Annotated in this window: 10 protein-coding genes; 7 read left to right on the forward strand and 3 right to left on the reverse strand. The window is 69.5% G+C overall.

Features of this window, described 5'->3' with window-relative positions:
- Window positions 1–273 precede the first annotated feature (273 nt).
- Window positions 274–3,471, forward strand: coding sequence for a Tn3 family transposase (locus tag ACZ5D2_RS28930; RefSeq protein ID WP_468933296.1), 3,198 nt, complete (start codon window positions 274–276; stop codon window positions 3,469–3,471).
- Between the two features lie 389 nt (window positions 3,472–3,860).
- Here ACZ5D2_RS28930 and ACZ5D2_RS28935 read toward each other — a convergent pair whose 3' ends face one another.
- Both ACZ5D2_RS28935 and ACZ5D2_RS28940 read right to left on the reverse strand, forming a co-directional pair.
- Complete coding sequence (locus ACZ5D2_RS28935) at window positions 3,861–5,285, reverse strand: sensor histidine kinase (protein WP_468933299.1); 1,425 nt, start codon at window positions 5,283–5,285, stop codon at window positions 3,861–3,863.
- Window positions 5,282–6,016: a response regulator transcription factor gene (locus ACZ5D2_RS28940; protein WP_468933302.1), complete on the reverse strand. Its 735-nt coding sequence runs from the start codon at window positions 6,014–6,016 to the stop codon at window positions 5,282–5,284. The genes ACZ5D2_RS28935 and ACZ5D2_RS28940 overlap by 4 nt, the downstream gene beginning before the upstream one ends.
- 172 nt (window positions 6,017–6,188) lie before the next feature.
- Between ACZ5D2_RS28940 and ACZ5D2_RS28945 the strand changes: the two genes are divergently transcribed.
- The 6 genes from ACZ5D2_RS28945 to ACZ5D2_RS28970 all read left to right on the forward strand — a co-directional run bounded on the left by ACZ5D2_RS28945 (window position 6,189) and on the right by ACZ5D2_RS28970 (window position 10,898).
- On the forward strand, window positions 6,189–7,553 hold the full coding sequence (locus tag ACZ5D2_RS28945; protein WP_468933305.1) for a ferredoxin reductase family protein: 1,365 nt from the start codon (window positions 6,189–6,191) through the stop codon (window positions 7,551–7,553).
- Between the two features lie 11 nt (window positions 7,554–7,564).
- Entirely contained in the window at window positions 7,565–7,999 is a 435-nt protein-coding gene (locus ACZ5D2_RS28950) for an FMN-binding protein (protein ID WP_468933307.1), read from the forward strand.
- Window positions 7,992–8,759 carry an FAD:protein FMN transferase gene (locus tag ACZ5D2_RS28955; protein ID WP_271245243.1) on the forward strand — a complete coding sequence of 256 codons (768 nt, stop codon included), beginning with the start codon at window positions 7,992–7,994 and terminating at the stop codon, window positions 8,757–8,759. The genes ACZ5D2_RS28950 and ACZ5D2_RS28955 overlap by 8 nt, the downstream gene beginning before the upstream one ends.
- 135 nt (window positions 8,760–8,894) lie before the next feature.
- Window positions 8,895–9,410, forward strand: coding sequence for a DUF2231 domain-containing protein (locus ACZ5D2_RS28960; RefSeq protein WP_468933311.1), 516 nt, complete (start codon window positions 8,895–8,897; stop codon window positions 9,408–9,410).
- Between the two features lie 340 nt (window positions 9,411–9,750).
- Window positions 9,751–10,743 (forward strand): recombinase family protein, encoded by a 993-nt coding sequence (locus ACZ5D2_RS28965; RefSeq protein ID WP_468933313.1) that lies wholly within the window; start codon window positions 9,751–9,753, stop codon window positions 10,741–10,743.
- Entirely contained in the window at window positions 10,740–10,898 is a 159-nt protein-coding gene (locus ACZ5D2_RS28970; RefSeq protein WP_468933316.1) for a hypothetical protein, read from the forward strand. The genes ACZ5D2_RS28965 and ACZ5D2_RS28970 overlap by 4 nt, the downstream gene beginning before the upstream one ends.
- 962 nt (window positions 10,899–11,860) lie before the next feature.
- Here ACZ5D2_RS28970 and ACZ5D2_RS28975 read toward each other — a convergent pair.
- Window positions 11,861–12,214, reverse strand: coding sequence for a hypothetical protein (locus ACZ5D2_RS28975; protein WP_331738839.1), 354 nt, complete (start codon window positions 12,212–12,214; stop codon window positions 11,861–11,863).
- Window positions 12,215–12,268 lie beyond the last annotated feature (54 nt).

Consider the following 12,268-nt stretch of genomic DNA (forward strand, 5'->3'; position numbering starts at 1 on the left):
GATCGACCTGCATGCCCAGCAGACGATGGTGTCGCGCCCTCGTGTGGTACGTCGACGTCGCGCGTGCACAGCATGTACGGGTCCAGCCAAGGTGAGCCCAAAAGCCGCCACCAGATGATCTTGGTTTCTGATCTCCTGCTGTCCCTAATACCACCGCCGAACTACTCGTGTTCGGGATTCCGGGATTCCGATCTTCTCAGGTCTGTGGGCTGGGGATGATCACGCGGGCGCGGCATGAGGCGCCTTGGAGTCTGGGCGTCGAGTGGGGTAGGCATGACCTCGATCGAGAGGACCGCGTATCCGCGGTTCAAGCGGCTGATCACCGCGCGCGAGCTGCACGTGTTCTTCACTCCCAGCGAGGAGGAGCGGGCCTGGGCCGAGGAGGTCACGGACACCGACGAGCACCAGCTCGCCCTGCTGGTCGCACTGAAGTCCTACCAGCGGATGGGCTGTTTCCCGAAGGCGCACGACGTGCCGGACCAGGTGGTGGAGTTCGTGCGCCGGGCGGCGGAGCTGCCGGAGAGCACGTTGCCGGTGTACGCGTCGGGCCGGACGGCCGAGCGGTACCGGTCGTGGGTGCGTGAGCGGTGCCAGGTGCGCTACGACGGCCCGGCGGCCCGCGCTCTGGCCGAGGAGACGATGCGGATCGAGGCGGCGTCGAAGAACAATCCGGCGGACCTGATCAACATCGCGCTGGAGAAGCTGGTCGAGGCCGGGCTGGAGATCCCGCGGTTCTCCACGCTGGACGCGATGGCGTCTACGGTGCGGGGCCAGGTCAACGAGGAGATCCTCGCGGAGATCCGGGGCCGGATGACCGGGGAGGAGCGGGGCCGGCTGCTGGGGCTGGCGGACGTGATCGGGCTGGACGGCAAGACGCTGTTCAACGCGCTCAAGCAGAACCCAGGCCGGGCGACGTGGTCGCACTTCAAGCGGCTCAAGGGCCATGTGGAGTGGGTGGACGGGCTCGGTGATCCGGGGAAGTGGCTTGAGGGGGTCGCGTCGGCGACGGTCGCGGACTTCGCGGGCGAGGCGGAGGCCCAGGACGCGGGCACTTTGAAGGACTACACCGAGGCCCGGCGAGTGGCGCTGATCGCGTGTCTGGCGGCCAAGGCCCGGATGCGCGCCCGGGACGATGTGGCCACGATGTTCTGCAAGCGGATGGCGGCGAAGGCGAAGAAGGCCCGCGAGGAGCTGGCCGAGATCCACCGCCAGCAGCAGGAGATTGTGGAGAGGCTGATCGGGAACTACCGCACCCTGCTCCAGCAGGTCGACCAGGAAGGGCCCGCGCAGCGCGCCCGGGCAAGGGCGGCGGCGCTGACGAAGGAGGCCCTGGACGCGCTGGAGGGCCTGGATGAGGAGTCCAGTGTGTCCGAGGTCGCCCAGCGGCTTGGCGGGAAGGTCTCGCCGGCGTTCCTGCTGCTGGCCGAGGGGCTGATGGTCCAGTCGAACGGCCTGGGCTCGCTGGTTTCGGCGGTGGACGGGCTCGGCGGGTTCGAGGCCCAGTACGCGCAGATCGAGAAGGTCTCCGCCCACCACGGCGACAACTGGGAGGTGCTGCTGCACGGGCACCTGAAGGCCGACCGTCCGGTGATGTTCGACCTGAGCGACGTCATCGAGCTGAAGGCCACCAGCGAGGACACCGCCGTCCTGGACGCCCTGCTGCACGCCAAGGCCCACCGCACCCCGGCCCGCGACTACATCCTCGACCGTGACGCGGACGGGGCCAAGGTCGACGTCTCCTTCGCGACGCAGAACTGGCAGAAGGTCATCCGGGACCGCCGCCGGCCCGGGTACTTCGTACGCCGCCACTTCGAGGCCATGGTCTTCTACTACCTCGCCGACGAACTGCGCACCGGGGACGTGGCGGTGATCGGGTCGGAGGAGTACGCCGACTGGTCCGAACAGTTGCTGCCCTGGGAGCAGGTGGAGGCGAAACTGCCCGAGTACCTCGTCGAGGTCGGCATGCTCAAGCCGGGCGAGACCACGCCGTTCGACGGCCGCGCGCTGGTTGCCCTGCTGCGCAGGCGCCTGACCGGGGCGGCTGCCGCGGCGGACGGGGAGTACCCGGACAACGACGAGTTGTTCATCGACCCGGACACCGGGGTGCCCAAGCTCAAGGCGCGGCGGGCGAAGGGGCCCCGCAAGGGTGCTGTGCGGCTGGAGCAGGCGATCAAGGCGCGGATGCCGGAGCGGTCGCTGCTGGGCATCGTGGCCCGTACCGGCTACTGGATCGAGTGGTGGCGCCGGTTCGGGCCGGCATCGGGCAACGATCCGAAGCTGAAGGACCCCTTCGGCAGGTATGTGATCACGACGTTCGTCAAGGGCACGAACATGACCTTCGCCGAGGCCGCCCGCCACATCGCCGATGTCAGCGCGCACGAGCTGTCGGTGGCCGCCCGCCGGCACGCGACCACCGCGAAGCTGAACGAGGCGCTCACGGACGTGGTGAACGCGCACGCCAAGCTGGACATGTCCCGGGCCTGGGGCAACGGCACCACCGCCGCGGCCGACGGCACCCACATGGACACCTACCTCGACAACCTCCTCGCCGAGACCTCCGTGCGGTATGGGGCCGTGGGCGGCATCGCGTACCACCACATCTCGGACCTGTACATCGCGCTGTTCACGCACTTCGTGCCGTGCGGGGTGTGGGAGGCGGTCTACATCATCGAGGGCCTGCTGAAGAACGCGAGCGAGGTCCAGCCGGGCACCCTCCACGCGGACACGCAAGGGCAGAGCTATCCGGTGTTCGCGCTCGCGGATCTCCTGGGCATCGACCTGATGCCCAGGATCCGCAACTGGAAGGACTGCCTGTTCTTCCGCCCGTCCCGGCATGCCGTCTACGAGCACATCGACGCGCTGTTCGGCGAGGCGGGCCGCAACGTGATCGACTGGGACCTGATCGAGACCCACTTCAAGGACTTGATGCGGGTCACCGTCTCGGTCCGAGAGGGCACGATCTCCTCGACGCTGCTGCTCAAGCGGCTGCGCTCCGGCTCCCACAAGAACGCCACCTACACGGCCTTTAGGGAGGTCGGGCGGGTGATCCGCACCGTCCAGCTGCTGCGCTACCTCTCGGACGCCCCACTGCGCGGCCGAGTGACGGCCGCGACCAACAAGGTCGAGGCGTTCAACGGCTTCAGCGACTGGGTGCGGTTCGGGCAGCGCGGCACGGTGGCGCACAACGACCCGGTCGAGCAGGAGAAGGACGTGAAGTTCACCTCGCTGCTGGCCAACCTGGTGATCTTCCACAACACCCTGGACATCGCGGACGTGGTGCGGCAGCTGCAAGCCGAGGGCTGGGAGATCGACCCGCTGGACCTGGCCGAGATCTCGCCGTACCTGACCGAGCACATCAACCGGTTCGGCGTGTACTCCACCCACGAACTCGGCATCACCCCGCAGGACTACGACACCCGCCTCGACATCGATTTCACCACGCTGGAGGACGAGCGGGTCCCAGCCGCTTGAACCACTCAATCCTGACGGCGAAGCCCGCACAGAGGTCCGCGACACCGTCGGCCGCCTATCGCTCGCGCGAGCGCCAGCCGCTATGCGTATGTCCCGTCACCCACCCGAGCGCACAGCGACGCTGCCCAGGTGGCGTCGTAGTGCCGCCTCGGACCCCCGTGAACCATTGCTGTGCTGGGCCGAACCGTGCATCACCGGAGGCTCAGGGCGAAGCGCCGAGACCGTCAAGCGCCAGCCTGCCGACTGGTGCGCGTTGTCATCTGCTCTCCGTCTCAGACCGGGCTTCGGCGTGCGGCGGCCGCACCGACGAGGAGGGCAGTGACATCGTGGGGCAGGCCGACGCGGCCGACGATCCGGGTCTGTCCCACGCAGGTAGTACGGGGCGGTGGTCAGCCGGGGAGCGTGATGCGGAAGGTCGTGTGTCCGGGGCGGCTGGTGATGGTGGCGGTTCCGCCGTGGGCGGTGATGACGGCGTGGACGATGGCGAGGCCGAGTCCGGTGCTTCCGGTTTTGCGGGAGCGGGCGTGGTCGGCGCGGACGAAGCGTCGGAAGACTTCGGGCTGGAGTGCGTCGGGGATGCCGGGACCGTTGTCACTCACGTCCACGCGGACGCTGGCCTGTTCCGTGGTGAGGCAGATCGTCACGTCGGTGCCGGGTGGGGTATGCGTGCGGGCGTTGGCGAGGAGGTTGCCGATCGCCTGTTGGAGGCGGTGGGCGTCGCCGGTCACGGTGACCGGCTCCTCAGGGAGGTCGAGGAGCCAGCGGTGGTCGGGGCCGGCGGCACGTGCGTCGTCCGTCGCGTTCAGGATCAGCAGGGTCAGGTCGACCGCCTCGTGTTCGAGGGGCCGTCCGGCATCAAGACGCGCGAGAAGCAGCAGGTCATCGACGAGGCGGGTCATGCGCAGGGACTCGCTGTCGATGCGTTCCAGGGCGTGGCGGACTTCAGCGGGCACGGGGCCGCGGTGGCGCAGGGCGAGTTCGGCGTGGCCGCGGATGTTGGCGACGGGGGTGCGCAGTTCGTGGCTGGCGTCGGCGGCGAAGTGCCGCAGGCGTTCCTCGCTGGCCTGGCGTCGGGTGAGGGCGTCTTCGACGTGGCCGAGCATGTGGTTGAGGGCGGTGGCGACCTGGCCGACCTCGGTGCGGGGGTCGGTGTCGGAGAGGGGGCCGGGCATGGCGATCTCGCCGCTGGCGAGCGGTAGCCCGGCGACTTCCGCCGCATGGGCGGTGACTTTCTGGAGGGGGCGCAGGGAGATCCGCACCCAGACGGCTCCGGCGGTGCCGGCCGCCACGAGCGCGGCACCGAACAGAACGGCTTCGACTGCTTCGAGGCGGTGAACGGTCTCTTCCACCGCGTGCAGGGGCAGGCCGGTGATCAGGGTGTCCTGGTCGTCGCCCCGGACAGCCGTGACGCGGTACTTGCCCAGGCCGGAGAGGCGGATGCTGTGCCCGCCTCCGTCCACCGGAATTCCCGCCAGGGTGCGGCGGTCTTCGGGGGTGAGCTGGAGGGGGCGGTCGGTGGCGTCGTCGACGACGGCGGCCTGGGTGACTGTGTCGTTAAGGAGGCGTGCGCCGAAGGTCGCCTCGGCCTGGCCCCGGGTGTCGGGCCGGTTGTCCGTGTCGGGCTTGGCCTCGTGTTCCAGGCTGGCCGCGAACCGGCCTCCGGAGGCGGCGAGCTGTTCGTCCAGACGGTCCATGAGGAAGCCGCGCAGGGCGAGGGCGGTGGTGATGGCGACGGCGAGGCAGGCGAGGGCGAGGAGGGTGACGAGTCCGGCGGTGAGCTGGCCGCGCAGGGTGCGGGGCAGCGGGCGCCTCACGGGGTGTCCGGCTTGAGGACGTAGCCGACGCCGCGCACGGTGTGGATCATCGGGGTGCGTCCGGCGTCGATCTTCTTGCGCAGGTAGCTGATGTAGAGCTCGACGATGTGGGCGCGGCCGCCGAAGTCGTAGGCCCAGACCCGGTCGAGGATCTGGTCCTTGGACAGGACCCGGCGGGGGTTGCGCATGAGGAATCGGAGGAGTTCGAACTCGGTGCGGGACAGGTCGACGATGGCGCCGCCGCGTCTGACTTCCCTGGCTTCCTCGTCCATGGTGAGGTCGCCGACGGCGAGCAGGTTAGCGCCCGGTTCGGCGGTCATGCCGGAGCGTCGGAGCAGTCCGCGTAGTCGGGCCAGTACTTCTTCGAGGCTGTAGGGCTTGGTGACGTAGTCGTCGCCGCCCGCGGTGATCCCGGCGATGCGGTCCTCGACGGCGTCGCGGGCGGTGAGGAACAGGACACATACCTTGGGCATCTCGCGTCTGAGGCCGCGCAGGACCTGGAGGCCGTCCAGGTCGGGCAGCATCCAGTCCAGGACCACCGCGTCGGGCCGGAAGTCACGGGCCGTCGCGAGCGCGGTCGCACCGTCTCCCGCGGTGCGCACCTGCCAGCCCTCGCCGTTCATGACCCCGGCCAGGACATCGGTGACGTCGGGTTCGTCGTCGACGACGAGGATCCGTACGGGATCCCCGTCCGGGCGGTGCAGAAGTGATGTCGTACGCGGCTCGTTCATGGTCCCTTCAGCATCCCCGGCGCAGGCCACGGCAGGGGTGTGGCATGTCTCTGAGTTTCCTCTGAATCGGAGCCGGGGACGGTCGGCGGAGCTGTTTCAGAAGGTACACAGAGGTTGGGCTGTGAGGCTGGCCGCCCATCGCCGGAGCGGGTGCCATGTCCGGAGGAGCCCCATGACCACCACGTTCACCACCACGCCGTATGCGAGCCGCGGGATGCGCCACCGGCGCCCGCGCCGCAGCCTCGTCCCGTTCCTGGTGCCGCTGGTCATTTGGGCCGGCGCCGCCGGGGTGCTCGCGCTGTGGTGGAGCGACACGAACTCGGTGGTCGGTCCGGCGGGCTGGCTGACCGGCGCGGGACGTATCACCGGGCTCCTGGCCGGATATGCCTGCGCGGTCCTGCTGGCGCTCATGGCCCGGATGCCGCTCCTGGATCACACCGTCGGCACCGACCGGCTCGCCCGTTGGCACGCCTGGGGCGGCCGCTGCACCGTGTTCCTGGCCCTTGCGCACACTCTGCTGATCATCTGGGGCTACTCGCTGACCTCCCACACGAACGTGGTCAGCCAGACCTCCACACTCGTCCTGCGCTACCCCGACCTGCTCAAGGGCACGGCCGGCTTCCTGCTGTTCCTGGCCACTGGGATCCTGTCCGCCCGCGCTGCCCGACGCAGGATGAGCTACGAGACGTGGCACTATCTGCACTTCGCCACCTACCTGGCGGTCTTCCTCACCTTCGGCCACCAGCTGTCCAACGGAGCCGACTTCGTCGGAAACCGCCTCGCCCAGGCGGCCTGGTACACGCTGTTCCTCGGTGTCGCGGCCGTGGTCGCCTGGTACCGCTTCGCCGTGCCCGTCCGGCGAGGGCTGCGCCACCGCCTGCGCGTGGCCGCGGTCCACCCAGAGACACCGGGCGTGGTCTCCGTTTACTTCACCGGCCGGCACCTCGATGAACTCGGTGGCGAACCGGGGCAATTCCTGCGGTGGCGCTTTCTGGCCCGCGGACTGTGGTGGACCGCGAACCCCTACTCCCTCTCGGCCCCCGCGCACCCGGACCACCTGCGCATCACGGTCAAGACGGCCGGCGGCCACAGCGCCGCGCTCGCCCGCCTGTCACCCGGTACCCGGGTATGGGCGGAGGGACCGTACGGCGCCTTCACCGCGGACCGCCGCACCGCCCCCAAGGTCCTGCTCCTGGCCGGCGGCGTCGGCATCACCCCCCTGCGCACGCTCTTCGAGACGCTCCCGGGCCAGGTGACCCTCATCTACCGGGCCCGCCGCCGCGAAGACCTCGCCCTGCGCGGTGAACTCGACGCGATAGCCGCCCGCCGAGGGGCCACCGTGCACTACATCGTCGACGAACCGGCCGGACACTCCCCTCCCCTCACCGCTCGGGCCCTGAGCACCCTGGTCCCCGATCTGGCCGCGCACGACGTCTACCTCTGCGGCCCGCCCGGCATGACCGAGGCCGCGATCAGTGCCCTGCGCGAAGCCGGTGTCCCGGCCCGGCGTATCCACCACGAGTCCTTCGCGTTCTGAGGAGAACCGCCATGCGCCGAGCCGTCCTCGCCACCACCGGGATCAGCGCCCTGGTCGTCGCCCTGCTCGCTCTCAAACCCCACCAGCTCCCCGCCCTGGCCGCGGCGGCTCCCCGTTCCCCCACGACCTCGCACACTCCCGCAGGTACCTCGCCGGGGACGCCCACCGGGACGGGCACGTTCACCGGAGATCCCATCGGCACCCAGTACGGAACCGTGCAGGTCGCCGCCACCCTCAGCCAGGGCAGGATCACCTCGATCAAGGTCCTCCAGGCTCCTGACCGCAGAGGTCGTGACCAGGAGATCGCCGCCTACGCCCTGCCCCGCCTCACCCAGGAGGCGATCGGTGCCCAGAGCGCGCACATCGACGCCGTCTCCGGAGCCAGCTACACCAGCCAGGGCTACATCCAGTCCCTCCAGAGCGCCCTGGACCAGGCCCATGCCTGACACCGCGACCGGGCTTCGCCACGTCGAACACGTCATGGGCACCGTCTTCTCCTTCGACATCCGCGACCAGGCGACCCCCGCTATCCGCCGCGCCCTCGCCGAGGCCGTGCACCACCTCCACCAGGTCGATGCCGTGTTCTCCACCTACCGGCCCGACAGTCACATCAGCCGCCTCGAACGTGGCGAGATCCACCTCGGCGACTGCCCACCCGAGGTCCACGAGGTCATGTCCCTCTGCGCCCAGGCCGCCCACGCCAGCGATGGCTGGTTCAGCGTCATCCCCGCAGGGACCCTCGACCCCTCAGGGCTCGTCAAAGGCTGGGCCACCGAGACCGCGTCTCAGCTCCTTTACGACGCGGGCGCGCACCACACGTGCGTCAACGGCGGAGGTGACCTGCAGCTCCGCGGCCAGGCGGGCCCGGGCACGGCGTGGCGCATCGGCATCGCCCACCCGCTACGCCCCGGCGAACTGGCCACCCTCATCACCGCCGGCCATGACCTGGCCGTCGCCACCTCCGGCACCGCCGAACGCGGCCATCACATCATCGACCCGCACACCGGCAAACCCGCCGACACGTTCGCCTCCCTCACCCTCGTCGGGCCACGTCTGACGCTGACCGACACCTACGCCACCGCCGCCTTCGCCCGAGGCAGCGGGGCACAGGACTGGGTGGAAACACTGGACGGCTACGAAGCACTCGCGGTTCTACCCGACGGCCAGGAATGGCGAACTCCAGGATTCAGCCACTATGGGTCATGAAGTGCGACACAGCGCTATTCCCGCACGCAAGGAACGGGCGCCCCCGCTCGCGGCCGCGGCTTGAGACCTCAGCCGCCGCAGGATTCCTACTCGTCCCTGTCCAACATTGACCACCGTCCCCCGAAGGAGCCCCTTGTGGGACTCGACCTGATCAACGGCATCCCCGCACACGTCCTGCTCGTGCACGTCGTCGTGGTCCTGGTACCCCTCACCGCCCTCGCCCTGATCCTGTGCGCAGCCCTCCCCTCCGTCATGCGCAGATTCGGCCTCGCCCTGCTGGCCCTCGCCCTGGTGTCCCTGATCAGCGTGCCGCTGACGACCAACGCCGGCGAGTGGCTGGAACGCCACGTGGACGACGACCCCCTGGTCCGCAAGCACACCGAACTCGGCGACGAACTGCTCCCCTGGGCCATCGGGCTCTTCCTCGTGTCCGCGGCGGTGTGGTGGTTCTACCGCCGCACCAACCACCACACCCCCCAGGCGGAGGGATCCACCAGCACGGTGGGCACGCCGCTCCGCATCGCCGCCACCGTGCTGTCCCTCCTCATCGGCGTCGGTGCCGGCGTACAGGTCTACCGAATCGGCGACTCAGGCGCCAAAGCGGCCTGGCACGACGCCTACTCCGCCACCGCGCACCCCAATCGCGACTGACCTACACACGCCGTGACGCACCCCAAGCCCAGGGGCTGCGCTCGGTGACCACGACATGACATCCGGCCCTTCTGCCCGCTGCGCATCGAGCACGGCAGGCAGAAGGGCCGGGCCCTGCTCACGCCATCCGGATAGTCACACCGCAAGCCACGTGGCGAACTGACCAGAGCTGCCAGGCAGGAACAGACAGGGCGATTCTCACAAACGACCCTTTCCCGGAGCAAGATCAAAAATGGTCGACGGGAACGGTCCGGATCACGGATTCACTGTCACAACTCGCTCTCACGAAAGATTGGAACTGGGCATGTTCTGGGAATAGTTTGTGACAGCATCTGAGGTCATGACGGACCCTCAAACCGCACTCGCGTCCGAAGCGGACGACGTCGAGCGTCACCCCTGCCCGCGCTGTCACGCATCGTCAGGTTCACCCTGCCGCTCGCGTTCCGGCGCGGTCGCGGGGACTTATCACACCGGCCGCTTCACGAAGGTGCCCCAGCTCGCGAAACTCCTGCGGGTGCCAACCCCGGCCGACCGGGGTCCGGGGCAGCCATGGCGCCCCGGCACCCCGGCGCCCGCGCCCATCGACCCGGACACCCCGAGCGCGGACATCCGCATCGGCTACGCCCGCTGCTCGACCCTCACCCAGGAACTCCAGAGCCAGCTCGACGCGCTCGCCGCCAAGAGCGTCCCCCGGGACAAGATCTTCGCCGAGAAGATCAGCACCCGCGTCCGGGTCCGCCCGAAGTTCGAGGCCGCCCTCGCCGCCGCGCGGGAGATCAAGGCGCACGCCCCGCACTGCCGGGTGATCTTCACGGTGTACGAGATGAAACGCCTCGGGCGGGACGCCGCCGAACTGACTGCGCTCGCCGACCACCTCGCCGCCCACGGCCTGGTCCTGGAGATGCTCGCTGGACCGCTCGCCGGGATCTACGACCCCACCGGGCACGGCCGCCTCCTGTTCGCGTTCTTCGCCGCGATGGCGGAGACCGAGCGGGAGAACATCCGTGAGTCGACCCTGGAAGGGCTCGACACCGCGGCCCGTAAGGGCAAGCACGGCGGCCGGCCCCCGGTCATCACCGACGACATGCTCCACACCGTGCTGCGGCGCCGCGCGGGCGGCGAGAGCGTCGAGCAGATCCAGCCCGACCTGATCATTCCCACCGGCAAGCGCAAGGGACACAACCCCAGCCTGTCCAGCATCTACCGGGCCCTCGCCGAGTACACGAAGCGGCAGGCGTACCCGGAGGCCGTCGACGCGGCACACGCCGACTTCGCCGCCCTCCAGACCGTCGGGAGCATTCCGGGCCAGATGGCGGGGAGCATGAGCGCATGATCTACGGCATCCACCGCACGAAAGACGCTCCAGTACTGGGCGCCCTGCCCGGCCAGGACGGCCCCTTCGGCCGCCGGCCCGCGCTCGACGAGGACGACAATACGGAGACCGCCTTCAAGGAGCCAGCCAGCACGGACGGGAACGCTCACGCCTGATAGAACAGCCGAGTCCTTCTCATCGAAGGCGTACCTCGTCAGGGCTTCAAGATCATCCGGTGGCGGCTTTTGGGCTCACCTTGGCTGGACCCCTACTGGACGGAGCCCGCCGGCTGGCGGGCTGGCGGCGTCGAGCTCCGCCACGCCGCCCACACCCACACCCCGGCGGCAGGACGGAAGGCCGCGGCATGAGTCGGCCCATCGACGCCGCACCCGCACGCCCCGCGCCCGTCTCGACAGACCCTGCGTCCGCTGCCGCCGGCCCACCACCCGCTACGGAGCAGGTGCCAGCCCGCTGTGCATGCCCTGCCAGCAGGCCCGGCAGGAGCAGCAGACCCGCCCCTGACCGTGACCGCACCCCCGCCGACGAGTCCAGCTCGACACCGGACTGTGGGTATACCGCATAGGCGTCCCCCTCTGCCAGACGACCGAAGGCGGCGGCGTCGAGCCGGCCGAGTACAGCACGTGGGTGACGGCCGCCCAGCTGCGCCCGATCCCCGGTGTTCCCCAGGACCAGGTACCCACCCACCGCAACCCCACCGGCGCGGCGACGTCCCCGGCAACACCGTGGGTGTGGGTCCTCGACGGCCGCACCCGCACCGGGGCCGCCACCGTGCACACCCAGGCGTGTACGCCCAGGCGTGCACGCTCGCCGCCGACCGCGCGGCCCCGGTCAAGACCATGACGGCACTCGACGCCCTCACCCGTTTCGGCACGGTCGCGTGCACCGGATAGGACGCCGCCGCAACGCTCCTACCGATCCCCGCCCACGGCCGGCAGGACGCGCACGGCCCCGAAGACTGACCAGAATCAACAGGTCAGACGATGGGAGATCCCTTGTGGGGGCTCCACCTCTACGCAGCATTGCGAACGGTCCTGTTCGGGCAGCCGCCGCCCAAGCCAGCGCGTACCGGAGCCTGAAGCACCAGACGCTTCGTGGTGGCAAGAAGTGCCCCTTCAGGTCAGTCCAGGGGACGTGCTGCCGGCAGCCATTCGACTTCGTCGTCGCCGCGTCGGAGATCTCCCCTGAACGTCAGGACCTCACGGCCTACGCCCAGGGCGGTGAGCAGAGTGTCAATCGCTGCCTCGTCGTCCTCCGTTTCGTTGATGACGGACACGATGGTGTCCGTCATCGGGCTGTGCTCCATGCGGTGGAGCGCAAAGTGCACGCCACGGATCTGGATCATCGCGACATCGACGGGGCTCAGTTCCTCCCAGCCCCGCTCGGTCGTCAGCTTCAACCGGCCCGCCACGGAGTCCAGCGACGGTGCAAGGCCTGCCACCACGCGGAATAGACCCGAGATGTACCACCACATGCTTGTCTGCCACGCAGGGTTCGGGTTCGCGCATGCTGAGACAGGTGCATCCAA

The organism is Streptomyces sp. NPDC031479 (assembly GCF_055581065.1).

Excerpts from the sequence above, each read along its gene's own strand:
- ACZ5D2_RS28930 (WP_468933296.1), top strand. The coding sequence starts at position 274 with ATGACCTCGATCGAGAGGACCGCGTATCCGCGGTTCAAGCGGCTGATC.
- ACZ5D2_RS28940 (WP_468933302.1), bottom strand. The coding sequence starts at position 6,016 with ATGAACGAGCCGCGTACGACATCACTTCTGCACCGCCCGGACGGGGAT.
- ACZ5D2_RS28945 (WP_468933305.1), top strand. The coding sequence starts at position 6,189 with ATGACCACCACGTTCACCACCACGCCGTATGCGAGCCGCGGGATGCGC.
- ACZ5D2_RS28950 (WP_468933307.1), top strand. The coding sequence starts at position 7,565 with ATGCGCCGAGCCGTCCTCGCCACCACCGGGATCAGCGCCCTGGTCGTC.
- ACZ5D2_RS28955 (WP_271245243.1), top strand. The coding sequence starts at position 7,992 with ATGCCTGACACCGCGACCGGGCTTCGCCACGTCGAACACGTCATGGGC.
- ACZ5D2_RS28965 (WP_468933313.1), top strand. The coding sequence starts at position 9,751 with ATGACGGACCCTCAAACCGCACTCGCGTCCGAAGCGGACGACGTCGAG.
- ACZ5D2_RS28970 (WP_468933316.1), top strand. The coding sequence starts at position 10,740 with ATGATCTACGGCATCCACCGCACGAAAGACGCTCCAGTACTGGGCGCC.
- ACZ5D2_RS28975 (WP_331738839.1), bottom strand. The coding sequence starts at position 12,214 with ATGTGGTGGTACATCTCGGGTCTATTCCGCGTGGTGGCAGGCCTTGCA.